Origin of the sequence: Embleya sp. NPDC008237, assembly GCF_042956465.1 — a bacterium.
Lineage (GTDB): Bacteria > Actinomycetota > Actinomycetes > Streptomycetales > Streptomycetaceae > Embleya.
In genome coordinates this window covers 174,066-200,033 of record NZ_JBIBGL010000016.1, presented here as the reverse complement: position 1 = coordinate 200,033, position 25,968 = coordinate 174,066, and the positions used below count along the sequence as shown (strand labels likewise).

Annotated in this window: 16 protein-coding genes; 7 read left to right on the top strand and 9 right to left on the bottom strand. The window is 72.6% G+C overall.

Translation table 11 applies throughout. The features are described from left to right. Positions 1 to 20 precede the first annotated feature (20 nt). Positions 21 to 1,223 (top strand): serine hydrolase domain-containing protein, encoded by a 1,203-nt coding sequence (locus ACFZBU_RS35235; RefSeq protein ID WP_391587798.1) that lies wholly within the window; start codon positions 21 to 23, stop codon positions 1,221 to 1,223. A 25-nt stretch (positions 1,224 to 1,248) separates the two neighbouring features. Here the strand turns inward: ACFZBU_RS35235 and ACFZBU_RS35230 are convergent, their stop codons facing one another. The 5 genes from ACFZBU_RS35230 to ACFZBU_RS35210 all read right to left on the bottom strand — a co-directional run bounded on the left by ACFZBU_RS35230 (position 1,249) and on the right by ACFZBU_RS35210 (position 6,036). Beyond that, positions 1,249 to 1,479, bottom strand: a complete 231-nt coding sequence (locus ACFZBU_RS35230; protein ID WP_391587797.1) for a phosphopantetheine-binding protein — start codon at positions 1,477 to 1,479, stop codon at positions 1,249 to 1,251. A gap of 7 nt (positions 1,480 to 1,486) precedes the next feature. Beyond that, positions 1,487 to 2,119: an isochorismatase family protein gene (locus ACFZBU_RS35225; RefSeq protein WP_391587796.1), complete on the bottom strand. Its 633-nt coding sequence runs from the start codon at positions 2,117 to 2,119 to the stop codon at positions 1,487 to 1,489. A gap of 43 nt (positions 2,120 to 2,162) precedes the next feature. After that, on the bottom strand, positions 2,163 to 3,923 hold the full coding sequence (locus ACFZBU_RS35220; protein ID WP_391587795.1) for a (2,3-dihydroxybenzoyl)adenylate synthase: 1,761 nt from the start codon (positions 3,921 to 3,923) through the stop codon (positions 2,163 to 2,165). After that, on the bottom strand, positions 3,920 to 5,107 hold the full coding sequence (dhbC, locus tag ACFZBU_RS35215) for an isochorismate synthase DhbC (protein WP_391587794.1): 1,188 nt from the start codon (positions 5,105 to 5,107) through the stop codon (positions 3,920 to 3,922). The genes ACFZBU_RS35220 and dhbC overlap by 4 nt, the downstream gene beginning before the upstream one ends. A gap of 149 nt (positions 5,108 to 5,256) precedes the next feature. Further along, entirely contained in the window at positions 5,257 to 6,036 is a 780-nt protein-coding gene (locus ACFZBU_RS35210) for a 2,3-dihydro-2,3-dihydroxybenzoate dehydrogenase (RefSeq protein ID WP_391587793.1), read from the bottom strand. Positions 6,037 to 6,284: 248 nt separating this feature from the next. Here ACFZBU_RS35210 and fhuB point away from each other — a divergent pair, with 248 nt between their 5' ends. Together fhuB and ACFZBU_RS35200 are read left to right on the top strand one after the other, a co-directional pair. Continuing rightward, positions 6,285 to 8,555, top strand: a complete 2,271-nt coding sequence (fhuB, locus tag ACFZBU_RS35205; RefSeq protein WP_391587792.1) for a Fe(3+)-hydroxamate ABC transporter permease FhuB — start codon at positions 6,285 to 6,287, stop codon at positions 8,553 to 8,555. A gap of 237 nt (positions 8,556 to 8,792) precedes the next feature. After that, positions 8,793 to 9,683 carry a SigB/SigF/SigG family RNA polymerase sigma factor gene (locus tag ACFZBU_RS35200; RefSeq protein ID WP_391587791.1) on the top strand — a complete coding sequence of 297 codons (891 nt, stop codon included), beginning with the start codon at positions 8,793 to 8,795 and terminating at the stop codon, positions 9,681 to 9,683. A 146-nt stretch (positions 9,684 to 9,829) separates the two neighbouring features. Here ACFZBU_RS35200 and ACFZBU_RS35195 read toward each other — a convergent pair whose 3' ends face one another. Beyond that, positions 9,830 to 10,264 carry an SRPBCC family protein gene (locus ACFZBU_RS35195; RefSeq protein ID WP_391587790.1) on the bottom strand — a complete coding sequence of 145 codons (435 nt, stop codon included), beginning with the start codon at positions 10,262 to 10,264 and terminating at the stop codon, positions 9,830 to 9,832. A 311-nt stretch (positions 10,265 to 10,575) separates the two neighbouring features. Here ACFZBU_RS35195 and secA2 point away from each other — a divergent pair, with 311 nt between their 5' ends. After that, entirely contained in the window at positions 10,576 to 12,948 is a 2,373-nt protein-coding gene (secA2, locus tag ACFZBU_RS35190) for an accessory Sec system translocase SecA2 (RefSeq protein WP_391587789.1), read from the top strand. Between the two features lie 28 nt (positions 12,949 to 12,976). Here the strand turns inward: secA2 and ACFZBU_RS35185 are convergent, their stop codons facing one another. Beyond that, a complete protein-coding gene (locus ACFZBU_RS35185) occupies positions 12,977 to 14,155 on the bottom strand; it encodes an amidohydrolase (protein ID WP_391587788.1) in 1,179 nt (392 codons plus the stop codon). 143 nt (positions 14,156 to 14,298) lie between these two features. Between ACFZBU_RS35185 and ACFZBU_RS35180 the strand changes: the two genes are divergently transcribed. The 3 genes from ACFZBU_RS35180 to ACFZBU_RS35170 are packed head-to-tail and all read left to right on the top strand — an operon-like array spanning position 14,299 to position 23,430. Beyond that, positions 14,299 to 21,750, top strand: a complete 7,452-nt coding sequence (locus tag ACFZBU_RS35180; protein WP_391587787.1) for an amino acid adenylation domain-containing protein — start codon at positions 14,299 to 14,301, stop codon at positions 21,748 to 21,750. After that, on the top strand, positions 21,737 to 21,952 hold the full coding sequence (locus ACFZBU_RS35175; RefSeq protein WP_391587786.1) for an MbtH family protein: 216 nt from the start codon (positions 21,737 to 21,739) through the stop codon (positions 21,950 to 21,952). Before ACFZBU_RS35180 ends, ACFZBU_RS35175 begins: the two co-directional genes overlap by 14 nt. 56 nt (positions 21,953 to 22,008) lie before the next feature. Next, a complete protein-coding gene (locus ACFZBU_RS35170; protein WP_391587785.1) occupies positions 22,009 to 23,430 on the top strand; it encodes a DHA2 family efflux MFS transporter permease subunit in 1,422 nt (473 codons plus the stop codon). Here ACFZBU_RS35170 and fes read toward each other — a convergent pair. Together fes and ACFZBU_RS35160 are read right to left on the bottom strand one after the other, a co-directional pair. Then, the gene (fes, locus tag ACFZBU_RS35165) at positions 23,410 to 24,633 is read right to left on the bottom strand and encodes an enterochelin esterase (RefSeq protein WP_391587784.1); all 1,224 of its coding nucleotides are present in this window, start codon (positions 24,631 to 24,633) and stop codon (positions 23,410 to 23,412) included. The two genes, ACFZBU_RS35170 and fes, sit on opposite strands and share 21 nt — an antisense overlap. A gap of 133 nt (positions 24,634 to 24,766) precedes the next feature. Further along, complete coding sequence (locus ACFZBU_RS35160) at positions 24,767 to 25,795, bottom strand: ABC transporter substrate-binding protein (RefSeq protein ID WP_391587783.1); 1,029 nt, start codon at positions 25,793 to 25,795, stop codon at positions 24,767 to 24,769. Positions 25,796 to 25,968 lie beyond the last annotated feature (173 nt).

Sequence of the window (25,968 nt, the reverse complement as noted above, 5' to 3'; positions counted from 1 at the left end):
GCCCGACAGGAAGGCAATCCGTGCCGAACTTACCCACCCCGACCCCGCGTTCCGGGCTCCGCGCCGCGTGTCTCCTCGCCGTCGGCGTCGTGCTCGCCGGCACCACTGCGGCCGCGCCGAACAAGCCCTCCGACCCACCCGCGTCGCGTCTCCAACGCGACACCGACGCGATCCATGCCGCCGGTGCGATCGGCGTCACCGTGCGCTACACCGCACCGGGCACGGTCCGCACCACCCGCAGCGGCGAAGCCGAGTCGCACAGCGGCCGGCCGCTGCCCCGGGACGGCTACTACCGGATCGGCAGCACCACCAAGACGTTCGTGGCCACCGTCACCCTGCAACTGGTGGCCGAGGGGCGGCTGCGGCTGGACGAGCCGATCGAGACCTGGCTGCCGGGGGTGGTGCGCGGCAACGGCAACGACGGTCGCCGGATCTCCCTGCGGCAGGTGCTCCAGCACACCAGCGGCATCCCGGGTTACACCGCGATCCCGGCCGCCGTCCCGGGTCTGTACTCCGCGCGCGGCTACCGGGAGAACCGTTTCCGGCACTATTCGCCCGACGAACTGGTCTCCGCCGCGCTGACGTTGCCGAGTCGGTTCGAGCCGGGGACCGCGTGGGCCTACTCGAACACCAACTACGTGCTCGTGGGCATGATCGTCGAGCGGGTGACGGGCCGGTCGTGGGGCGACGAGGTGCGCGACCGGATCCTGCGACCGCTCGGCCTGCACGACACCCGCGTCCCGGGCGACGATCCGTATCTTCCTCGTCCGCACGCGCAGGCCGAGCACACGTTCGCCGGTGACGACCGGCCCACCGACACGACGGTGCTCAACCACACCGTGGCCGACGCGGCGGGCGCGATGTACGGCACGCCCGGCGACATCGACCGGTTCTTCGTCGCACTGCTCTCCGGTCGGCTGCTCGCCCCCGCCGAACTCGCCGAGATGCAGCACACCCGTGCGATCCCGGACGAGCCCGGGCGCGGTTACGGCCTGGGCCTGGAGAGCACCGAGTCGAGCTGCGGCGGGCGCTACTGGCACCACGGTGGCGACGATCTGGGCTTCTCCAGCGAGAACGGCGTCACGGCCGACGGTCGGCGCGCCGTCCTGGTGGTGAAGAACGGCGTCGACGAGAACGACGAGGCGGGCGGCGCGCGGGTGGACGCGGCGACCCGGGCGCTGATCGACCACGCCCTGTGCGCGCCGGATCCGACTCGTCCGTGAACGCCCGGTCCCGGCCGCCGACCGGCTACCCCTTGGGCGACAGGAGTTCGGCCCACCCCTCCAGGGTGGGCCGTTCCGCAAGGTCGGCGAAGTCCACGGTGACGCCGTGCTCGCGCGTCCAACGTTCCACCAGGGCCATCACCCGCACCGAGTCGAGGCCGTAGTCGACCAGGTTCTCGTCGTCGGGGATGTCCGCCGGATCCTCGCCGAGGATGTCGGCGACGTCGGCGCGAATGATGTCGAGGGTCAGGGCCATGTCAGGTCTACTTCCCAAGGAACAGCGACTCGGTGTCGGTGACCACCGCGCAGTTCGCGGCGGCCCATTGCAGTGCCATCCGGTGGTTGTCCGAGGTGAAGTCGGCCACCGCGTCTGCCACCACGAATGCCTGGATGTCCTGCATCCAGGCGTCACACGCGGTGGTCATCACGCCGATGTGCGCGTACACCCCGACGATCACCAGCTGGTCGCGGCCGAGTTCGCGCATCCACTCGCGCAGCTCGGTGCGGACGAAGGCGCTGTACTTCCACTTGGTCAGCACGGTGTCGGCCGGACCGGGTGCGACGGCCGGTGCGATCGCCGCCGCGTGCGGGTCGTCCGGGAGTCCGGGCCCCCAGAAGTCCTGTTGCAGGCCGCGTTGTTCGGCCGTCTGGCCGCCGGGCTGCGCGGAGTAGACCACCGGCACGCCGAGTCGGTCGCAGTCGTCCTTGAGCCGGGCGACGTTGGCCAGCAATTCGGTGACCGGTGAGGCGTCCGGTGCGAATGCGGACAGGAAGTAGTTCTGCAGGTCGTGGACGAGCAGCACGGCACGGGCCGGGTCGACGACCCAGTCGACCCGGTTGCTCGGCAGCTCGGCCGGGTCCGGCATCGGGTACGGAGCGATTTTCGGCAGTGCCATGACAGCCTTTCAGGAGAGGATGAAGGAGGGCGAATCGCCCGAATCAGTGCGCCGTGCCGTCCGGTTCGGCGGAATCCGCCGGCCCCGTGGAGCCGACGAACCCGGTGGAGTCGACCACCCCCGGGGTGTCCACCACCCCGGGGGAATCGCCGGGCGCGGCCCCGGCCGATCCCGCGGCGCCGGCCAGTCCGGCCACGATCGCCGCGCGCAGGTCCTTCTTGCTCACCTTGCCGACGCCCGTATACGGGAACGTCTCGACGAACTCGACGTGGTCGGGCACCTTGTAGCCCGCCAGACCACGTTCGCGCACGAAGCGGCGGATCGCCACCGGCTTGAGCGGCGCGGCCCCGGTGCGCAGGATCACGTAGGCGCAGGTGCGTTCGCCCAGGTAGGCGTCCGGTACCGCGACCACGGCCGCGTCGTGCACGGACGGGTGGGCGAGGATGTGGTTCTCCACCTCTTCGGCCGCGACCTTCTCACCGCCGCGGTTGATCTGGTCCTTGGCCCGGCCCTCGACCACCAGGTGGCCCGAGGGAAGCCGGCGCACCACATCCCCGGTGCGGTAGAAACCGTCCTCGGTGAAGGATCTCGCGTTGTGCTCGGGCGCGTTCCAGTAGCCGCGAATGGTGTACGGCCCGCGGGTGAGCAGGTGACCGGTCGCGCCCTCGGGCAGTTCCGTGTCGGCGTCGTCGACGATCCGGATCTCGTCGTCCGGCGAGATCGGTCGGCCCTGTGAGGTGACGATCAGCTCGTTCGGGTCGTCCAGCCGGGTGTAGTTGACCAGGCCCTCGGCCATGCCGAAGACCTGCTGGAGCGCGCAGCCGATCGTGGGGGTGACCCGTCGGGCCGCCTCCTCGCTGAACTTCGCGCCGCCGACCAGCAGTACGCGCAGGCTGCTCAGGTCGAAGCCACCGCGCTCGGCTGCCTCGGTCCAGGCCAGCGCGAGCGGCGGGACCACCCCGGTGATGGTCACCCCTTCGCGCTCGATCAGGGCGAACGCCACGTCCGGGGTGGGCCTTGGGCACAACACCACGCGGGCGCCCGCGTACAGCGCGCCGAGCGTGCCGGGCGAGCTGAGCGGGAAGTTGTGTGCGGCGGGCAGGGCGCACAGGTACACGCTGTCCGCGTCCACCGCGCAGATCTCGTTGGAGCCGCGCAGCGAGTAGATGTAGTCGTCGTGCGTGCGCGGGATCAGCTTGGGCACGCCGGTGCTGCCGCCGGACAGTTGCAGGAAGGCGAGTTCGCCCGGTCCGGGTGGGTCGGTGAGCTGCACCGGGTCGCGCTCGATGTCGGCCAGCGCGGTGTGTTCGCCGGGGTCGCCGACCACCAGGACGTGCTTCAGTGCGGGCAGGTCGGCACGCACCCTGCTCGCGAGCGCCCGGTGGTCGAAGCCCTCGGACACGTCGGGGATCACATAGGCGACCGCCTCGGTGAACGCGCAGAAGTAGGCGATCTCGGTCTCGCGGTGTGCGGGCAGCGCGAAGACCGGCAGTGCGCCGATCCGAAACAGCGCGAAGACCACGGCGAAGAACTCGGCCACGTTGGGCAGTTGCACCACCACCCGGTCGCCCTTGCCGATCCCGCGGGCGAGCAGCCCGGCGGCGAGTCGGTCGGCCCGCTCGTCCAGGTCCGCGTAGCTCCAGCGGCGGTCGCCGTCCACGATCGCGATCCGGTCCGGGTGTGCGCCGGCGCGCTCGCGCAACATGCCGCCGAACGTCTCGCCGCGCCAGTACCCGGCGGCCCGGTAGCGCTCGGCGAACTCGGTGGGCCAGGTGGGTGCGGGCACGGGGATCGGGGCGCTCACGAGCGGCCTGCCACGGCGTGCAGGAAGGTACGGAACTTGGCCTCGGTCTCGGCGATCTCCGCCTCCGGCGAGGAGGCCGCCACGATGCCGGCGCCGGCGTACAGCCGCAGGGTGTCCGCGTCCGCCTCGGCGCAGCGGATGGTGACGACCCATTCGCCGTCGCCGTGCGCGTCGCCCCAGCCGACCATGCCGGTGTACAGGCCGCGGTCGAACGGCTCCAGGTCGGCGATGGTGCGCCGGGCGGTCGCGGTCGGGGTGCCGCACACGGCCGGGGTCGGGTGCAGGGCGCAGGCCAACTCCAGCGCGGAGGCCGGGTCCTGGGCCGGCAGCGTGCCGGTGACGGTGGTGGACAGGTGCCACATCGCGGCGGTGCAGACCAGGGTCGGCCGTTCGGGCACCTCCAGCGTCTCGCACAACGGTGCGAGCGCGGCGCGCACCGCGGCCACCACGACGGCGTGTTCGTGCAGGTCCTTCTCGGATTCGAGCAGGCCGGTCGCGCGGCGCACGTCCTCGGCCGGATCGGTGCTGCGCTTGGCGGAGCCGGCCAGCGGGTTGGCCAGCACGTTTCGGCCGGAGCGGGAGACCAGCAGTTCGGGACTGGCGCCGATCAGCGTGCTGCCGGCCCGTACTCCGGGCACCGCGAAGGTGTAGCCCTGCGGGTCGCGGCGGGCCAGTCGCTGCAACAGCACGGGTATGTCCGGCGGTTCGGCGGAGCGCAGTTCCAGGGTGCGGGCCAGCACCACCTTGTCCAGCGTGCCGGCGCGCATCCGCCGGACCGCCTCGGCCACGCCCGCTCCGTATGCCTCGGGCGCCGGCACGGGTCGGATGTCCCATGCGGTTGTGGCCGGTTCGGGAGCGGCCAGCGCGATCAGCGGGTCGGCGGACAGCGGCGGTCCCCAGCCGGCCGCCTCCGGGACCACCAGCGCGGCGCGCTCGCGCTGATCGAACGGAACGGCACCGAGCACGATCGGGCCGCGCCCGCCGACCGGGCTCGCCGCGGCCAGGGTCTGCGCCACCCGGGTGGTCAACGGCCGTTCGTCGTGCCCGACTTCGGCCTGCACCCCGTGTGCGAGCAGGGTGCGGGTGGGTGAGGCGAAGAAGCGCGCGCTGCCGGGTCGATACGCGTCGAGCAGCGCGGTCGCCGCGCCCACTGTGGCGAGGCCGGTGGCTTCTGGGGTGGTCACCTGAGGCTCCTTTGATTCTCCGGCGGGGTGCTGCGGAGGCCGTGCGGTGGCTCGTTCGAAGAGCCGGGTCGAACCGGTGCGGGTGCGGGGGGTCCGCCGAGCCGGGCGGGACGGTGTGGGTCGGGCCCGGCGCAGGTGCCGAGGGTCCGTCACACGTGCAGCGTCGCGCCGCCGTCGACGTACATGTTGTGCATGGTGATCTGCCGGGCCCGATCCGAGGCGAGGAAGACGACCGCCTCGGCGATGTCGGCGGGGTCGGCGATCCGGCCCAGCGGGATCCCGGTGCGGTAGCTGGCGAGGTCGCCGTCGAGGACCCGCCGCGGCGCGTCCGCGTCGGTCCACAGGGCGCGTTGCATGGGGGTGTCGGTGGAGCCGGGCGAGACCACGTTGCAGCGCACGCCGCTGCGCGCGAGTTCCAGGCCCAGACACATCGTGAACATGGTCGCGGCGGCCTTGGACGCCGCGTACGCCGCCATCCCGGTGCGCGGGATGCCGGCCGCGTTGGAACCGACCGTGACGATGCTGCCCGCACCGCGTTCGGCCATCGGGCCGGCCACCGCGCGGCTGGTGTGGAAGACCCCGGTGCTGTTGACCGCGAACGTGTCCGCCCAGGCCCGGTCGGTGAGTTCGCTCACCGGCGAGGTGTGCAGCACGCCCGCGACGTTGACCAGGATGGCGATCGGCCCCAGGTGTCGCTCGATCGCGGCCACGGTGGCGGTGACCGCCGGGCCGTCGGTGACGTCGAGCGGGTAGGCGACCACCGCGTCCGTGTCGTGGTCGGCCATCGACTTCTTGACGCCGACCGGGTCGCGGTCGGTGGCGGCGACGATCGCGCCGTGGTCGACGAGGGCCCGGACGACGGCGGCACCGATGCCCTGGGCGGCGCCGGTGACCACCGCGACGCGGCCGGCGAGGTCTGATGGGTGCACGAAAATCCCCTCGGCAAACACGACTCCGGGGTCGGAGTTTAGGTGAGCCTAACCTAACCTCGCACATTCGGTCGATGGTGGGCCGGGGACATCCTCGAATCACCCGAACCTCGACAAGTGGCCGGATTTCTCCCGAGGATGCATCCCTCGCGGCGCAGGCTCGGAAGAGGTGCAAGGCGCCGCCGGTCCGCAGGACGACCCCTCCCGGCACCTCGAAGAGCCCTCGATGCTTAGGTTAGCCTCACCTTATGACTGTGCATCAGCCGATTCTGCGAAACTCGGCGGATCCTCCGAGCGATCCCGCCGACGCGACGCCCGAGCCGCCCTCGGACGAACGCCCCGACGCCCTGTCGAGGAACCCGCACGGCCGGCGCACGGTGCTCTTCTCCGGGATCGCACTGATCGCCACGGTGTCGGTGCTGGCCGGCGTCTCGCTCTCGGTGGGCGCCGGGGAGGTCGGCGTCGGCGGCGCGTTCGACTACCTCTTCGACCGGGGCGGCGCGCGCTCGGACACCCACCTGACCCTGGTCATCCGCGACCTGCGGCTCCCCCGCACGCTGACCGCACTGCTCGCCGGCGCCGCGCTGGGCATGGCCGGATGCCTGCTCCAGACGGTCACCCGCAACCCGCTCGCCGAGACCGGCCTGCTCGGCGTCAACGCCGGCGCCTCGCTCGGCGTCGTGCTCGGCATCACCCTGGTCGGCGTGCAGACCGGATACGGCTACCTGCTCTGGGCGTTCGCGGGTTCGGCCGTCGCGGGACTGCTCGTTCTGCTGATCTCCGGGCAACGCGGCGGCGGTTCGCCGATGCGGCTGGTCCTGGCGGGCGCCGCACTGAGCGCGACGTTCGGCGGCGTCACCAACGTACTGATCGTCAACTCGGCCGAGGCATACGACACTTTCCGCTTCTGGGTGCTCGGCTCACTGGCCGGCATCCAGGGCTACGAGTCGCTCGGCAGCCTGGCCCCGGTGCTCGCGGTCGGCTTCGCCCTCGCGCTGCTGACCTCCCGCTCGTTGTCCGCCCTGGTGCTCGGCGACGACCTCGCCCGCAGCCTCGGCCACCGCCCCGCGATGACCCGGGTCCTGGTCGCCCTGGCGGTCACCCTGCTCACCGCGTCCTCGGTCGCCCTGGTCGGCCCGATCTCCTTCCTCGGCCTGCTCGCCGGCTTCCTCGCCCGCACCCTGGTCGGCCCGCGGATCCCGGCCCAACTGTGCTTCGCGGCCCTGATCGGCGCAGCCGTACTGACCGCCGCCGACGTCGCGGCGCGGGTGGTCTCCCGGCCGTTCGAGGCGCCGGTGTCGGTGATCGTCGCGCTGATCGGCGCACCGCTGCTGATCGGCGTGGTCCGCTCCCGACGGCTGGGCGCGCTGGGCCTGACCGATCCGGCCACGGCCGAACCGGCCACCCGCACCGGCGGCCGCCGCTCGCCACTGCGGCGACTGGGCCCGGCCGCGGCCGCCCGACTGCCGCGCCGGCTGCGCACGCTGCCCGAACACCTGGTGCTGCGCCGCGGCGCCCTGTCGCTGCTGCTGCCCAGCCGGGCCGTGCTGACCACGATCGTGCTCGCCGTCTCCCTGCTCGGCGCGATCGTGTTGTCCGTGTACTCCGGTCAACGCGAACTGGGCCTGATCCGCACGTTCAACGCGGTCTTCGGCCACGGCGACCACTTCGACGTGCTGCTGGTCCGCGAGTTCCGGCTCGGTCGCATCATCGCCGGCGTGGCGGCGGGCGCGGCGCTGGGCGTCGCGGGCTGCCTGACCCAGACCCTGGCCCGAAATCGGCTGGCCACCCCGGAGTTGCTGGGCGTCAACGACGGCGCGACCGCGGCCGTGCTGATCTCCGTCACGTTCAGTGCGAGCGGCACCTTCGGCGCGTGGTGGGCCGGGCCGATCGGCGCGATGGTCGCCGTTCTGGTGGTCACCGCGGTCGCCGGCGGCCTGGGCCAACGCGGCTACCGGGTCCTGGTGGTGGGGCTCGCGCTGTCCGCACTGGCCTCGGCGATCACCCAGGTGGTGCTGTCACGACGCTCGCTCGATTCGGCGAGCGCGCTGTACGTGTGGAGCTCGGGCAGCCTGAACGGGCGCGGTTACGACGTGGCCGGGCCGGTACTGATCGGGTTGGCCGTACTGGTCCCGCTCGCGCTCGTGCTCGGCCGCAAACTTGACGTGCTGCGCTTCGACGACTCCACCGCGGCCTCGCTGGGCGTGGATCCGGCCCGGATCCGGCTGGTCTGCCTGATCGCGGCGGTGTGCCTGGCCGGACTGGCGGTCGGGATCTGCGGGCCGGTGGGCTTCGTCGCACTGGCCGCCCCGGTGATCGCCGGCCGGCTGGCCGGGCCGCTGCGGGTGCCGATCCTGGGCTCGATGCTGGTCGGCGCGATCCTGATCGTGCTGGCCGACATGCTCGGCCGCGTCCTGCTGGACGGCGCCGAGATTCCGGTGGGCGTGGTCAGTACGGTGCTCGGCGGGCCGTTCCTGCTGTGGGTACTGCTGGGGCGATCGAGCGCGACGCGCGCGTAGGCTCGGCCCGGCGGCTGCGCAGGCCGCGTGGGCCCGCACCCGCCTGCGACCCGCCGGACGCGGTCTACCCGGAACCGTTCTGTCCTGCTTTGCCCCGCTCTGCCCCGTTCGGATGCGCCCGGACACGCCCGGGCGACAAGAAATTACGCCGAACGGGTGTACTCCGAAACGGGCGGGGCACTATGCCCGGGCACCGAACACCACGCACCGGGTACGACCAAGAGGGGGAAGCCGACCATGAACCCGAGCGCCACGACCGCTTCCACTGCCGCCGCGGAGGCCGTTTACGCCGCTCCTCCCGTCGCGCCGTCGGCGGCCGAACCGCCGGTGGTCGACCTGCCGGTCGTCGAAGACATGTCGGAGGTCACCGCGAGCGACGCGCGAGCGATGTCCAAGGTGCTCTTCGACCGGCTGAAGGTGTTGGAGGAAGGCACGCACGAGTACCAGTACGTGCGCAACACGCTGATCGAACTGAACATCCCTCTGGTTCGGTTCGTGGCCGCCCGCTATCGCTCGCGGCACGAATCCACCGAGGAGATGGTCCAGGTCGGCACGATCGGCCTGATCAAGGCGATCGACCGGTTCGACTCGTCGTTCGGGACCGAGTTCCCCACCTTCGCGATACCCACCATCTCGGGCGAGATCAAGCGCTTCTTCCGCGACACCAGCTGGGCCGTCCACGTCCCGCGCCGACTTCAGGAACTGCGCCTGGAACTGGCCCGCGCCCGGGACGCGTTCACGTGCGAGTTCGACCGTGAGCCGACGCCGGCCGAGTTGGCCGAGCAGCTCGGCCTCAGCGTCGAGGAGGTCACCGAGGGGCTGACCGCCGCCGCCGGATACTCGGCCGCGTCGCTGGACGCGCCGGCCGGGGACGACGGTCCCGCCGAGAGCTACGCCGTACGGTCCTCCTTCGTCGATCCCGGCTTCGAGATCGCGGAGAATCTGCACGTGCTCAAGCCGCTGCTGGCGGCGCTGCCGCAACGCGACCGGGACATCGTGTCGATGCGGTTCGGCGAGGAACTGACCCAGGCCCAGATCGGGGAACGCCTCGGCATCTCCCAGATGCACGTGTCCCGCCTGCTCAACCGCATCCTGACCCGGCTGCGCGCGGAACTGTTGGCCGACTGACCGGCCGGCGCCGCGGGCCCGGGGACACGGGCCCGCGGCGCGCACCGGGAGACCGGCGGGCCCGCGACCCGCGTCCGACCCCGCAGGCCCGACCTGCCGGGCCCGACCGCCCGCCGACCCCACGTGTGCTTCCGGCCCGAGGCCGGTCAGCCGCGGGGTGCCGGCAACCCCGCCGCGCGGTTCAGGAGCGCGGCCATCGCCTCCGGGAAGTCGACCGTGATGGCCGGGCCCAGCTCGGGACCCACCTCGTCCGCCGCCGCGCCGGTGATCTCCAGCCGGTGCGCCACCCGGGCGCCACCGCCGGGCAGCCGGGTCAGGGTGTGGCCGAAACGCAGCCGTACGCCGCCGAACTCGGTCTCGTCCACGTAGCGCGCGTGCTCCTCGATCTCCACGATTCGCGACCGGATCGGCTCCTGACCGGTTGGCGTCATCGAGACGTGCGATCCGACCTCGAACGGGCCCTCCAGCGAGACCGCCTCCAGCGAGGTGTCCCACTGTGCCCAGTTGTCGAGGTCCGCGAGGACGGCCCAGATCGCCTCGACGCCGACTTCGGTCTCGACCGTGTGCTCGTGAGTCCACATGATGCGCCCGCTCCCGGTTCGTTCGGTTTCGCTGTGCATTGTTCGTTCGGTTTCGCTGTGCATTGTTCGTTCGCTGTTCGACCGCGACGCCCGCCGGGACGTCCACGGAGACGTGCACCGATTTACGCTACGCGGAGACTATCTCCGCAGCGATTATCCGGCAAGGAGCCCGGACCGGCGGCTTCCGGCTCGGTGGCGCGGGGAACAGGGTCGAACCCCGCTTCGTTGTTCGAGCGGCGTCGCGTGGCGCCCGGCGCGCCAGACGTCGACGACGACACGGGTGTGCACGCGCCCGCGGAAGTGGAGGCCCAGTGGGCTCGTCCGGTGCTCTCACCCGGTCCGTACGTCGCTTCCTGGGCAGACCCGGGACGGTGGGCTCGACCGGCCTGCGCCCGCTGGTCCGGCGCGCGGGAGAGCGTGAGCCGGCCCTGCGCGCCCTGACCGACGCCGAGCTGCGCGCGGCGGTGGATGTGCTGCGAAGCCGGGCCGCCGCGCGGGACGAAGCCGGGACGCGGAAGGCGTCGGCGGCGTCCTGGGACGACGACACCCTGGTCGAACTGTGCGCACTGGGCCGCGAGGCCGCCCACCGCGCCCTGGGCGAACGCGCCTTCGACGTACAGCTCCTGGGCATGTTGGGCCTGCTCCGCGGCACGGTGGTGGAGATGGCCACCGGCGAGGGCAAGACCCTGGTCGGCGCGCTGGCCGCAGCCGGGTTCGCGATCCGGGGTCGGCGCGTGCACGTGTTGTCGGTCAACGACTACCTGGCCCGCCGCGACGCCGAGTGGATGCGGCCCGTCTACGAACTCCTGGGCGTACAGGCCGGCTACGTCACCCAGGAATCCACCCACGCCGAGCGGCAGGCCGGCTACGCCCGGGACGTCGTCCACGTCGCGGTCGGCGAGGTGGGCTTCGACACGCTGCGCGACCGATTGCGCACCGCCGCCGCGGAGTTGGTGCTGCCCGAGCCGGACGTGGCGATCGTCGACGAGGCCGACGCGGTGCTGATCGACGAGGCCCGGATCCCGCTCGTCCTGGCCGGCGGGGTGGCCGCGGGCTCGGACGAGGCGGAGGCCGCCCGGGTGGTCCGGGGCCTGGTCGACGGCCTGCACTTCGAGGCCGAGGCGGACGGGATGACCGTGCACCTGACCGACGCGGGCGTGACCGAGGTGGAACGCGCCCTGGGCGTGGACAACCTCTTCGCGCTCGGCATGGACGCCCGGCTCTCGCAGATCAACGTGGCGCTGTACGCGAGCGTGTTGCTGCGCCGCGACGTGGACTACCTGGTCCGGGACGGCCGGATCCGCCTGGTGGACGCCAACCGCGGCCGACTGGCGCAGCGCCAACGCTGGCCGGACGGGCTGCATGCGGCGGTGGAGGCCAAGGAGGGCCTGGTCGTCGGGCCGCGCGGTGAGGTGCTGGACCAGTTGATCGTCCAGGACCTGATCGGCGGATACCCCACCGTCGCCGGGATGACCGGCACCGCCGTGATCGTGGCCGAGCAACTGCGCGAGTTCTACCGCCTGGAGACCGGCGACCTGCCGCCGAACGTGCCGTGTGTACGGGTCGACGAACCGGACCGGCTCTACCACGACGAGGCATCGCGCGACGCCGCACTGATCGACCTGATCGAGCGCACGCACGCCACCGGTCGGCCGATTCTGGTGGGCACCCGCGACGTCGCCAAATCCGAGCAGATCGGCGCGACGCTACGCGAGTCGGGCCTGCGCTGCGCGGTGCTCAACGCCCGGGACGACAGCCGGGAGGCGGCGATCATCGCCGACGCGGGGGCGGTCGGGGCGATCACCGTGTCCACCCAGATGGCCGGGCGCGGCACGGACATCCGCCTCGGGGGCAGGGACGGCGCGGATCACGAACGGGTCGCCGAACTGGGCGGGTTGCTCGTGGTCGGGGTCGGCCGGTACCCCACCCGCCGCCTGGACGACCAGCTCCGCGGCCGGGCCGGCCGGCAGGGCGACCCGGGCACTTCGGTCTTCCTGACCAGCCTGGAGGACGAATCGATCACCCGGCACGCGTCCGACCCGCCGCCGCGATCCGCCCGAGTGGAGGACGACGGGCGGATCCGCGACGCCTCCGTGCGGCGCTACGTCGAGCAGGCCCAGCGGGTGGCCGAGGGCGCGTTGCTCGACGGGCACCGCACCACGTGGCGGTACAACCGACAACTGCGGCTCCAGCGCGAGGAGGTGCTCGACCTGCGCCGCCGCATCCTGCACGGCGACGAGGCCGCCCGCGCCCTGGCCGACCTGCGTCCCGAACGCTGGGCCGAACTCCTGGACGCAGTCGGCGAATCCGTCCTGGCGGAGGCCGCCCGACAGATTCTCCTGCACGACCTCGACGCGGCCTGGAGCGAGCACCTGGCCCGCACCGCCGATCTGCGCGAGGGCATCCACCTGCGCGCCCTCGGCCGGCAGAACCCGATCGACGCCTTCCACGCCGAGACCCAACGCGCCTTCGTCCCGCTGATCGACCGCGCCCGCGAGGCCGCCGCCGATCACCTGGACACCGCCCACATCACCGAATCCGGCCTGGACGCCGAACGATCCGACATCCAACGCCCCACCTCGACCTGGACCTACATGGTCCGCGACCACCCCTTCACCTCGATGGACGAGCCGTTCCTGACGACGATCGGCAAACGCCTCCGATCGACCGGCCGGGAGGGCTGACGAGGCCGGCTTCGATCCCGGGCCGTCATCACCCCGTCGCGCCCCCTCCGCCCCCTTGCCGCAGGAGGGCGTAGTCCGCGGCGGTCCAGGCCATGGCGGTGGCGCCGTCGAGGATGGCGCGGTCGGCGGCCGGGGAGACGGCGGCTTCGGCGAAGGCCGGTTCGTGGGGGCCGCAGGTGCCGCCGGTGATGTCCAGGACCGGGTGGATGGTGGGGATGGCGTGCGAGACGTTGCCCATGTCGGTGCATGCGAAGGGGGGTCGCTCGATCGGGTCCGGGCGGCCCAGCTCCCGGGCGTTGGCGCGCCACAGGGCGATCAGGGTCGGGTCGGTGCGGAAGTCGAGGTAGTCCGGCTCGGGGCGGGTCAGCCGGACCTCGCAGCCGATGGCCAGGGCGCCGGCGCGGAAGCAGGCCTCGACGCGGGTGCGGAGTTCGGCCAGGTGGGCCGCGTCGGTGGTGCGCAGCTCGTATTCGGCGGTGGCCCGGTCCGGGACCGCGTTGGGCGAGGTGCCGGCCGCCGTGGTGATGCCGTGCACACGCCAGTCGGTGGGCAACTGCCGTCCCAGTAGGCCCAGGGCGACCTGAGCCACCGTCAGCGCGTCGGCGGCGCTGCGGCCTTCGTGCGGGTTCAGGCTCGGGTGTGCGGCGGTACCGAGGTATTCCACGGACAGCGTGCCGAGCGCGAAGGAGCGGAACTCGGCCACCTCGAACGGGCACGGGTGCACCATCATCGCCGCGTCCACTCCGTCGAACGCGCCCGCCTCCAGCAGCAACGCCTTGCCCGCGCCGCGCTCCTCGGCCGGAGTGCCGACCACGCGCACGGTGAGGCCGAGCAGGTCCGCGGCGGGCCCGAGGGCAAGCGCCGCGCCGACGCCGGCCGCCGCGATCAGGTTGTGCCCGCACGCGTGGCCCATTCCGGGCAGCGCGTCGTACTCGCAGGCGATCGCGACGGTGATCGGGCCGGAGCCGATGCTCGCGACGAATGCCGTGTCCAGGCCGAACGCGGGCGCGGTGACCGCGTAGCCGTGGGTGCGCAGCAGGTCGGCGCACCACGCGGCGGCCCGGTGTTCGGCGAACGCCGGCTCCGGGTGGGCGTGGATGCGCCGGCTGAGTGCGAGCAGTTCGTCCCGGTTCGCCCGGACCCGATCGCGGATCGCGGCCCGGTCGGCATCCGAGGCCGGTCGGTCCGCAACGTCGGCCACGCTCATGTTCCGCTCCGCTTCATCGAGATTTCTTCGCCCCGGGGGCACCCTGACGAACCCTCGGAAGATAGCTTAGGCTTACCTAACTTCACGTGCCGGGGACCGGTACGTGCCGCCTGTCGTCGTCGCGCCCCGGGAGTCTCCACACCATGCGTCACCACCAGGCCGAGACCACCGTCCCTGATCCGGCCGAAGCCGCCGAGGCCGATGCGGCCGCCCGGGCCGCCGAGAGCGCGCAAACCGCCGACGCCGCCGACGCCGATGCGCCCGCGCCGGCCCGCGCCGGCACCGACGCCGCCCGGCTGCCTCTGCTCGCCGCGCAGGCCGGCATCGTCTACGCACAGGCCCTGATGCCGGACGATCCCGGGTACAACACCGGCGACCGGGTCGAGATCCGCGGCCCGCTGGACGCCGACCTGTTCGCCCGGGCACTGCGCCGGGTCGGCAACGAGGCCGAGACGCTGCGCGTGCTGGTGGTCGCGGGCGCCGACGGCACCCCGACCCAGCGCGTGACCGACCACGAACCCCCGGTGCATCTCCTGGATCTGCGCACCGCGCGGGACCCGGCGGCGAAGGCCCGGGCCTGGCTGCACGCGGACTTGGCCCGGCCCGTCGACCCGACCACCGGCCCGCTGGTCACGCACGCCGTGTTCCGACTCGCCGACGACCTGCACTGGTGGTACCGGCGCGTGCACCACGTCGCGGTGGACGCGTACGCACTCACCCTGATCAATCGCCGCGTCGCCGAGTTGTACACCGCCTTCGCCCGCCATGACCGGCCCACCCCCAACCCGTTCGGCACGCTGCGCGAACTGGTCGCGGAGGAGGCCGACTACCGAGGGAGCGAAGCGTACGACACCGATCGCGCGTTCTGGCTGGATCGCCTCGCCGATCATCCCGAACCGGTCACCCTGTCCCGGGCACCGGCAACCGTGCTGCCCACGGGCCCGATTCTGCGCCGCAGCGTCGAATTCACGCCCGCCCGCACCGCACGGCTGACCGAGGCCGCCTCGAGCGCCCGGGCCACGTGGGCCGAACTGCTCATCGCGGCCACCGCGGGCTATCTGCACCGCAGCACCGGCGCCCGGGAGATCGTGCTCGGCCTGCCGCTGCTCAATCGGCGCAGCCCCACCGCACTGCGCACCCCGGCGATGACGGTCAACATCCTGCCGTTGCGAGTGCGCGTACAACCCCGGGACACCGCAGCCGAGTTGCTGCGCCGGGTGGTGCTCGAACTGCGCGCGGTGCGCCGGCACCAGCGGTTCCGTCAGGAAGACCTGCTCCGCGAACTCGGCGCCACGGGCCGGGCCCGACCGCTGTACGGGCCGATGGTCAACATCAAGGCGTTCGAGCGCGATCCGGACCTCGGCGAAGCGGTCGGCCGGGTGCACAACCTGGCTGCCGGCCCCGTGGACGACCTGGCCGTCGGGGTGGTGCCGACCGCCGACGGCGGCCTGCGGATCGACCTGGACGCGCATCCCGCGCGCTACTCCGCCGCGGACCTGGCCGGCCACGAACTCGGCCTGCTGCGCTACCTCGACGCACTGGTCGACCAGTTGCACGACGCGCCCGAGCGGCCGATCGGCCGAATCGACCTGCTCACCCCCGCCGAGGTCGAGCAGGCCACCGCCGGTCGCACCGAGCCGCCGGCCGACACCACCCTGCCCGAGCTGTACTCCCGCCGGGCCGCCCGCACTCCGGACACGATCGCGGTCCGCGCCGGCGCCGACGCACGTACCTTCGCCGAGATCGAGTCGGCCGCCAACCGGCTCGCCCACGAGCTGATCGCGATCGGAGTGACCGCCGAAGTCCCGGTCGCCATCGCGCTGCACCGCGGTGCGGACACCGTGGTGGCGCTGCTCGCGGTGCTCAAGGCGGGCGGCGTCTGCCAGTTCCTCGATCTCGGCCACCCGGCCCGGCGGATCCGCGACGTGCTGGCCGACACCGAACCGGGCTGCCTGATCGGCACTACCGACACGATCGCGAAGCTGCCGGCGCACACCATCCCCACCCTGCTGCCGGACGATCCGGCCACCCGCGCCCGACTGGCCGCGCACCCGGACCGGGCCCCGCAACCGCCCCGCCTGCGGCAGAGCGCCTACGTGATCCACACCTCCGGCTCGACCGGCCGGCCCAAGGGCGTCGCGGTCACCCACGCCTCGCTCGCCAACCTGTACGCGAGCCACGGCACCGACCACATCGCGCCCGCCGTCGAGCGCACCGGCCGCACCCGGTTGCGGATCGCGCACAGCGCGTCGTTCGCGTTCGACGCCTCGTGGGACCCGGTGTTGTGGATGGTGCACGGCCACGAGCTGCACCTGCTCGACGACGCCGGCTACCGCGATCCGCTCGCCCTGCTCGACTACCTGAACGAGCACCGGATCGACTACCTGGACGTGACACCCACCTACGCCGAGGCGTTGCTCGCCGAGGGCCTGGACGCGCCCGACCGACACCACCCGGCCGTGCTGGTGGTCGGTGGCGAGAGCGTCGCCGAGCCGCTGTGGCAACGGCTCGCCGCGATCCCGGGCAGCCGACCGATCAACCTGTACGGGCCCACCGAAACCACCGTCGACGCCTACTTCTGGGGCCCGGACGGTACCGGCAGTGTCGTTCGTGCCTCGCGCGCCTACGTGCTGGACGGTTCGCTGCGCCCCACCCCGGTCGGGGTGACCGGCGAACTGCACATCGCCGGCGCCTGCCTGGCCCGCGGCTACCTCAACCGGCCCGACCTGACCGCCGAGCGGTTCGTGGCCGACCCGTTCGGCGCCGCGCACGGCGATCCGGGCGCCCGGATGTACCGCACCGGCGACCTGGCCCGACGCCGCGCCGACGGCACGCTCGAACTGCTCGGCCGGGCCGACGAACAGGTCAAGATCCGCGGTTTCCGGATCGAACCGGGCGAGGTCCAGGCGGTGTTGGCCGCCCATCCGGACGTCGCGCAGGCCGCCGTGATCGCCCGGGACGCGGCGCACGGCAAGCGGCTGCTGGGCTACGCCGTCCCGGTCGCCGGGCGCAGTCCGTCCCCCGAGACACTCCGGGCGTACCTGGCCGACGAGTTGCCCGAGCACATGGTTCCGGCCGCGCTGCTCGTGTTGCCGGCTCTGCCGCGCACCGCCAACGACAAGATCGACCGGCGCGCGCTGCCGGACCCGGCGCCGAGCGCGCCCGGTCTGCGGGAGGGACCTCGCGGATTGCACGAGGAGATCATCTGCGATCTGTTCGCGGCCGTCCTGGAATTGGCCGAACAACCGGCCCGAGACGCCGACTTCTTCGAGCTTGGCGGTCATTCGCTGCTCGCCGCGCGCTTGGCCGCGCGGGCCCGGGAGAGCTTCGAGGCGCCGATCGGCCTGGCCGACGTCTTCCGCCGGCCGACCCCGGCGGGTCTGGCCGAACTCGTCCGGACGGGCGCCGCGCCCGGGCCGCGCCCGGTGCTGGAACCGGTGGCACACCCCGCCGACCGGCTGCCGCTGTCCCCCGCGCAGCAGCGGCTGTGGTTCATGTACCGACTCGAAGGACCCAGCCCCACCTACAACATCCCGCTCGTGCTGACCCTGACCGGCCCGCTGGAGCACACCGCGCTCGAACGCGCCCTGGTCGACCTCGTGGCGCGACACGAGACGCTGCGCACCGTCTACCCGATGCTCGGGGACGAGGCGGGTGGAACCGCTGAGACCCCCGGGGTCGGCGAGGTGGGCGCGGTGGCCCCGACGGGCGCGGTGGGCACGCCGACCGCGATGGGCACGGCGCCTGCGCCCGGCGAGGTGCAGGAGGCGCCCACGCCCCGCGAGGTCCACGAGGCGGGCGAGCCGTACCAGCGGGTGCTGACGGTCGATCAGGCCCGGCCCCGGCTGCGTCTCGCGGCGCCGGGCGAATCGATCTCCGACGCCGTGCGGCACCCCTTCGACCTCGCGGTCGAACCGCCGTTGCGCGGCACGCTGTTCCGCACCGACGAGCACACCCACACGCTGGTCCTGCTGCTGCACCACATAGCCGGCGACGGCGCGTCCACCACGCCGCTCGCGCGCGACCTGGCCACCGCCTATGCAGCCCGGGTCGCCGGTCGCGAACCGGAGTTCACCCCGCTGCCGGTGCGCTACCCGGACCACGTCGCGTGGCAGGCCCGCCTGCTCGGCAGCGCCGCCGCGCCCACTCCCCTGGCCGCCCGGCAACTCGACTTCTGGAAGCGCACCCTCGCCGGTCTGCCGGACGAACTGGAGCTGCCCACCGACCGGCCACGCCCCCAGGTCGCCTCCTACGCGGGCGACACCGTGCCGTTCCACCTGGATGCCACCGCGGCCGCGGGCCTGGCCGAGCTGGCCCGCTCGACCGGCACCAGCGTGTTCATGACCGTCCAGGCCGCGCTGGCCGCGCTGCTCACCCGGCACGGCTGCGGCACCGACATCCCGCTGGGCGTGCCGGTCGCGGGCCGCGACGACGATGCCACCGCCGACCTGGTCGGGTTCTTCGTGAACACCCTGGTGCTGCGCGCCGACACCTCCGGTGCGCCGAGCTTCCGCACCCTGCTGGACCGGGTACGCACCGCGACCCTGGCCGGGTACGACCACGCCGACGTGCCGTTCGACCGGGTCGTGGACGAACTCAACCCGCCGCGCTCGCTGGGCCGGCACCCGCTGTTCCAGGTGCTGATCGCGTGGCAGTCGTTGCCCGACACCGAGTTCGCGCTCGGTCCGCTGACCGCCCGGATGACCGCCGTGCCGTCCGGGACGGCCAAGTTCGACCTCACCCTGAACGTGGGCGAGCAACCCGGGCGCGGCGTCGGTGGGTTCGTCGAGTTCCGCACCGACCTGTTCGACCGGGCCACGGTGCTCGGATTGTCCCGTCGGCTCGCCGCACTGCTGGCCGCCGCCGTCGCCGACCCGGACGCACCGATCGACACACTGCCGCTGCTCGACGAACCCGAGCGGCACCGCGCGCTCGTCGAGTGGAACGTCGGACCCACCGCGACCGCGACCGCGTCGGCCACCCTGGTCGCCCGCTACGAACAGGCCGCCCGTACCCACCCCGAGCGCATCGCGGTCAGCTGTGCGGGCCTGTCGCTGAGCCACGCGGAGCTGTCCGCGCGTGCCAACCGCCTGGCCCGGCTGCTGGTCGCCCGGGACATCGGCCCCGGCGACATCGTCGCGCTCGCCCTGCCGCGTTCGCCCGAACTGGTCGTGGCCCTGCTCGCGGTCGCCAAGGCGGGCGCCGCCTACCTGCCGCTCGACCCGGACTACCCGGCCGATCGGCTCGCCTACATGCTGGACGACGCCGCGCCGGTGCTCCTGCTCACGGACTCGGCGACCGCACTGCGGTTGCCCGCGCACGACCTGCCCCGGATCGCGGTGGACGGCCGGGACGCGGACGCCTACCCGAGTTCCGACCTGGGTCAGCACCAGCGCAAGCGCCCGCTGCGGGCGAGCGATCCGGTCTATGTCATCTACACCTCCGGATCGACCGGTCGGCCCAAGGGTGTGCCGGTCACCCACCACAACGTGGCCCGGCTGTTCACCGCGACCGACCACTGGTTCGGCTTCGGTCCGGACGACGTGTGGACCCTGTTCCACTCCTACGCGTTCGACTTCTCGGTCTGGGAACTCTGGGGCGCGCTGCTGTTCGGCGGCCGGCTGGTCGTGGTGCCGCACCCGGTCAGCCGCGATCCGGCCGAGTTCCTCGACCTGCTCGCCCGCGAGCGGGTCACCGTGCTCAACCAGACCCCGTCCGCGTTCCACCAGTTGGTGGCCGCCGACCGGGATCGCCCCGGGCGCGAACTGGCGCTGCGGTACGTGGTGTTCGGCGGCGAGGCGCTGGAACCGGCGCGGCTCGCCGACTGGTACGAGCGGCACGCCGACGACGCGCCGCGCCTGGTGAACATGTACGGCATCACCGAGACCACGGTGCACGTCACCTACCACCCGCTGGACCGCGCGTCGGCCGCCGCCGGGGCGGCGAGCACGATCGGGGTGAACATCCCGGACCTGCGCGTGTACGTCCTGGACCATCGGCTGCAACCGGTCCCACCCGGGGTGACCGGTGAGATGTACGTCGCCGGCGAGGGCTTGGCGCGTGGCTACCTGGGCCGGCACGCGCTGACCGCGGGCCGCTTCGTGGCCGATCCGCACGCGGCCCGGTTCGGCGAGCGCGGGGCCCGGATGTACCGCTCCGGCGACCTGGCGCGGCGCCGCGCGGACGGCACCCTGGACTACCTCGGCCGAGCCGACCAGCAGGTCAAGATTCGCGGCTTCCGGGTCGAACTCGGGGAGATCGAGGCGGTATTGGTCGCGCATCGGGAAGTCTCGGACGCGGCCGTGGTGTTGCGCGAGGACACTCCCGGGGACAAACGACTGGTGGGCTATGTGGTCGCCGATTCGCTCGCGGACGGATCCGCACTGCGCGAACACGCCGCCGCGACCCTGCCCACGCACATGGTTCCGTCGGCCGTGGTCGTGGTCGATCGGCTGCCGCTGACCGCGAACGGCAAACTGGACCGCAAGGCGCTGCCGCGGCCGGAGCACACCGCCCCGGCCACCGCGGGTCGTGCCCCGCGCGGACCACGCGAGGAGCAGCTGTGTGCGCTGTTCGCCGACGTGCTCGGCGTGCCCACGGTCGGCGTGCACGACAACTTCTTCGACCTGGGCGGCCATTCGCTGCTCGCGGTCCGGCTGGCCGGGCGGATCAAGTCCGCACTGGGCGCGGACGTGGGCATCGGCACGATCTTCCAGGCCCCCACCGCCGCCGGCCTGGACGCCGCGCTGGAGGCGACGGATCGCACCGACGCGCTGGACGTGCTGCTTCCGCTGCGCCCGGGCGGTCCCACGGACCGGGCACCGCTGTTCTGCGTGCATCCGGCCGGCGGCCTCTCCTGGTGCTACGCGGGCCTGATCCGGAACCTGCCGGCGGAGCTGCCGCTGTACGGCCTCCAGGCCCAGGGCGTCGGCCCGGCGACCGCCGGCGAGCCGCTGCCGGGCACGCTGGAGGAGTTGGCCGCGCACTATGTCGACCGGCTGCGCGAGGTGCGTCGGGAGGGCCCGTACCGGCTGCTCGGCTGGTCGACCGGGGGGATCATCGCGCACGCGATGGCGACCCGGCTCCAGGACCTGGGACACGAGGTGGAGTTGCTCGCGATCCTGGACGCGTACCCGGCCGAGGGTTTTCGCGAGTTGCCGGTGCCCGATCTCGCCGAGGCGCTGGAGGCGCTGCTCACCATGGGCGGCTACGGACCGGAGAGCCTGGCCGGCGCCCCGTTCGAACTCGCCGAGGTGATTGCCGTGTTGCGCCGCGAGGGCAGCCCGCTGGCCGGGCTGGACGAGGCCACGATCGAGGCGCTCAACGACATCTACCTCAACACCAATCACCTCGTCCGCGCCTTCGATCACCGGGTGTTCCGCGGCGACGTGCTGTTCTTCCGGGCCACCGTCGACACCATCGACGAGACCCTCACCCCCGACACCTGGGCCCCGTACGTAAGCGGTCGGATCGACACCACGAACGTGGCCTGCTCGCACAAGGACATGACCCTGCCCGGCCCGATCGCGCAGATCGCGCGCGTGGTCCGGGACCGCCTCACCGAGTTGGAGAGCCTCTCCCATGACCTCTCGTGACCACGAGACCCCGACGAACCCGTTCGACGACGACACGGGCGAGTTCCTGGTCCTGGTGAACGACCTCGGGCAACACTCCCTGTGGCCCGACTTCGCCGCCGTGCCGGACGGCTGGACCGGGGTGCACGGGCCGTGTGCGCGCTCGGCGGCGCTGGAGTGGATCACCGAGCACTGGACCGACCTGAGCCCGGCCGCGCGGTGACCGCGGAACACCCGGGACCTGCTCCGGCGACCGCGAAACGCGCCTCCGGGTGGATCGTGATCGCCGTCTACACGGCCGCGATGTGCATGAACGGCCTGGATTCGACGATCGTCAATCCGGCGCTGCTGACCATCGCGGAGGACTTCGATCGGCCCGCGGTGGCGGCGAACACGGTCGAGATCGCGTTCCTGGTCGCGCTGGTGGCCGCGCTGCCGGTCGCCGGGCGGTTGAGTGATCGATTCGGCACCAAGCGCGTCTTCCTCGGTTCGCTCGCCGTGTTCACCGCTGCCTCGGCCGCCTGCGGGTTGTCCCAGAACCTGGCCTCGCTGGTCCTGGCGCGCGTCGTACAGGGTCTGGCAGGCGGGCTGTCGACCCCGGTCGGGATGACCATCCTGTTCACCGCGTTCGCCCCGCACGAGCGCATGCGGCTGGCCAAGTGGCTGATCGTGCCGACCGCGCTGATGCCCGCGTTGGGCCCGCCGCTGGGCGGGTTCCTCACCGAACACCTGTCCTGGCACTGGCTGTTCCTGGTGAACGTGCCGATCGGCGCGGCCGCCGTACTGCTCGGCCTGTTCGGGCTGCGCGAGCACCGGGCGGGAGTGGTCGGGCCGTTCGACCGGACCGGCTTCCGGCTCACCACGCCGGCCCTCGGACTGCTCACCTACGCACTCGGCTTCGGGCCGTCGCAGGGCTGGAGCACGCCCGCCATCGCGGTCTCCGGGATCCTCGGTCTCGTCCTGCTGGGCGTCGCGATCGCGCACCAACTTCGGGCCGCCGAACCACTCTTGCGCCTGCGGTTGCTGACCGACCGGGCCTTCGGTGCGGCGACCGCACTGGCCCTGGTCACCTCGGCCGGGCTGATGGGTGTGCTGTTCGTCTTCCCGCTGCTGTATCAGGCGGCGCTCGGCGCTTCCGCGTTGGACGCCGGCCTGGGGGTCTTCCCCGAGGCGGTCGGCCTGATGTTCGCCTCACAGGTGGTCGACCGGTTGTTGCCCCGCCTCGGCCCGCGGCGACTGGCCACGCCCGCGTTGTTGTCGGCCGCGCTGGTGTTCGGTGCGCTCGCCCTGCCCGGGGTCGCCGACAACGCGTGGGCGGTACGAGTGTTGATGTTCTGCGTCGGGCTCGTGCTCGGTACCGCGGTGCTGACCGTGCAGATCGCCGGATTCGCCGAGATCGAACCACCGGACATGGGCCACGCGATGGCCCTGTTCACCATCGTGCGCACGCTCGGCGGGTCGCTGGGGATCGCGGCCGGCGCCGCGGTGATCGAGGCGGGTGGCGGCTCGGGCCACGACGCGAGTGCGCCGGGGCCGTACCGCGCGGCGATCTGGGTCACGGCCGCACTGGTGGCGCTCGGTGCGGTGTTCGCACTGCGACTCCCGCGCGAGGCGCCCGCTCCCCCACCGTTCGAGGACGACGACGCCGTCGAACCGGACCGCACGGATGCGGCCGGTGCCTCAGTCCCCGGCCGAGGCTGACAACAGCCCGACGAGTCCGACGGCGAGCCCGCCGCGCCAGCAGGCGTAGTCGTGGCCGCCGTCGAACTCGGTGTAGGTGAGTGGGTATCCGCGTTCGAGCAGGACATCGCGCAGGCGCCGGTTCTCGGCAATCAGCATCCACTCCAGCAGCCCCACCTCGACGTGGAAGCGGATCGGCAACCGTTCGGTCGCGGCGAACCGTCGGGTCAGCCACTCCGGTCCGTCGTTGCTCTCGTCCGGGTCGGGCCACCAGAACGACCCGGACTGGGACAGCACGTTGCCGAACCGGTCCGGTCGACGCAGGGCCGCGAAGGCGGCGGTCAGGCCGCCCGCGCTCTGCCCGACGACCACGGTGTGCGCGGGATCCCCGGCGATCCCGTACTGCCGACCCGCCCATGGCAACAGCACGTCCGCCAGCCAGTCCACGAACGCCTCGTTGCAGGTGAGATCGGCGATCCGGCGATCCCGACCCATGGTGTCCACGAGCAGCGCGACGGTGGGCGGGATGCGGCCCTCGGCATGCAGGTTGTCCAGCGTGTCGCCGATGTCGAGTACCGAACCCCAGACCTCGCCGTCCAGCAACACCGCTACCCGGTAGGGCTCCTGCCGGTCGCCGGCGGGCACCAGCACGCTGACCCGGCGTCCGTCCACGGTGGTGTCCAGCCGCGATCCGCGCGGCACGCCCGGCCGTCGGCGCACCCACGGCTGCTCGGGCGCGTCGGGCAGCGCGAGCACCGACGACGGGTTGCGACCGTCCCGCGCGGCCAGCGTGGGCGCGTGGTTGTACGGATCGGGCACCGCGCCGTCCAATACGCCCAGCCAGGCGGCACGATCGGTGCGCAGGATCCGCCCGCGCGGACCGGCGCCGACGAAGAACTGGTACGACGCACGCAGGTCGGCGGGCAACCGATGGGTGAGCGCCCACACATCCGTCCCGGGCACTCGGCGCATCAGATGCGGCGTCAGGTCGCCCGCGTGCCGGTCCCGATCGGTGAACGTGTGCAGCAGCGCGAGCACGTCGCCGGCGGGGGCGGCCGGATCGTCCCGCCACACGAAGGTGACCAGGCGCTGCCCGGGATCGGCCGGGTCCGGCTCGACCAGCGGAGCACCGACCGCCTCGACCCGGGCCCAGAAGTCGGCGCCGGCCTCGGCTCGTCCGGCGGCAACCGCCTCGGTCAGCGCGTGCAGGATCGGGTTGTCCATGATGCTCGGCTTTCTGCGCGAAGACGACGAGGACGAAGGCGAAGACTGGGACGACGACGAAGAAAAGGTTCCGCAACGGGCCCGGCCCCGGAGCGCGTGTCGCGTCCCGGGGCCGGTCGCCGTCGACGGCGGGTCAGGAGGTGGCGGACAGTGCCTTGGAGATGTCACCGAGCACCACGTCGGCGGCCAGCGGGCCGCCCCGGGTGGACCACACCGAACCGTCCACGGTGACCACGTGGTTCTTCTTGACCGCGTTCAACTCCTTGTACGCCGGCTTCTCCTGGACCTCCTTGAGCGCGCTCGCGCCGTCCGCGGTGAGCGTGCCCAGGAACAGCCACTCGCCGTCGATCTCGGCGATCTTCTCCAGGCTCAGCGCGGGAGTGTGCGCATTGCCGTCCTTGTCCTGCGCCTTGGGCCGGGTCAGCCCCATGTCGAGGGCGACACCACTGGCGAACTGGCGCTTCTCCATCCAGCTCGGGCCGTTCGGGTTCCAACGCACGATGCTCACCGCGGCGCCCTTGTTCGCGGTCAGGTCCTCGCCGGTCTTCTTGGCCTTGGCCTCGTAGTCGGTGATCACCTTGTTCGCCTGGTCCAGCTTGTTGACCGCGTTGCCGATGCCGCGGAAGGACAACTTCCAGTCGTCCGTGGGGGCCATCGTGACCAGCGTCGCCGGCGTGATCTTGCGCAGTTGCTTGAGCACCTGCTCGTCCTGCATGTCGCCGGCCAGGATCAGGTCCGGCTTGGCCGCGATCACCTTGTCCATCACCGGCTGGAGCAGGTTCCCGACCACCTCTATGCCCTTGACCTTGTCGGCCAGGTAGGCGGGCGGCTTGTCCAGGCCCTGGCCGTTGGTGATCCCGACCGGCTTGACGCCGAGCGCGAGCACCGCGTCCAGGTCCTCCTGGGTGAGCACCACGATGCGCTTGGGACTCGCCGGCACCTGGACCGCGGTACCGGTCGCGTCCTTGACCGTGCGGGTGCCGCCGGCCGAGTCGCCGGCGGCCGGCGCCCCGCCGCCCTGGCTCGCGGCGGGCTTGGGCTCGGACTTGGAGTCGGAGTCGGAACCGCATCCGGTGAGCAGCAGACCGGCCGCCCCCGCCACGGCGAGCAGCCGAACCGCGCGCCGTCGGGCGGTCGCGAGCGGGCGATGAGATGAGGGCATGTGGGGCTCCGGGCACGAGTAAGGACGGGGGCCGGGGCTCGGCACGACCCCCGGGGTCGTGCTTAGGTTAGCCTTACCTTCCACAAGTTGCGCAAGACGGTACGGGGCGCCATCCGCCCGGGTGGCACACGTCACGCCCGGGCCCCGAACGTGCGGTGCCCGGGCGGGGGATC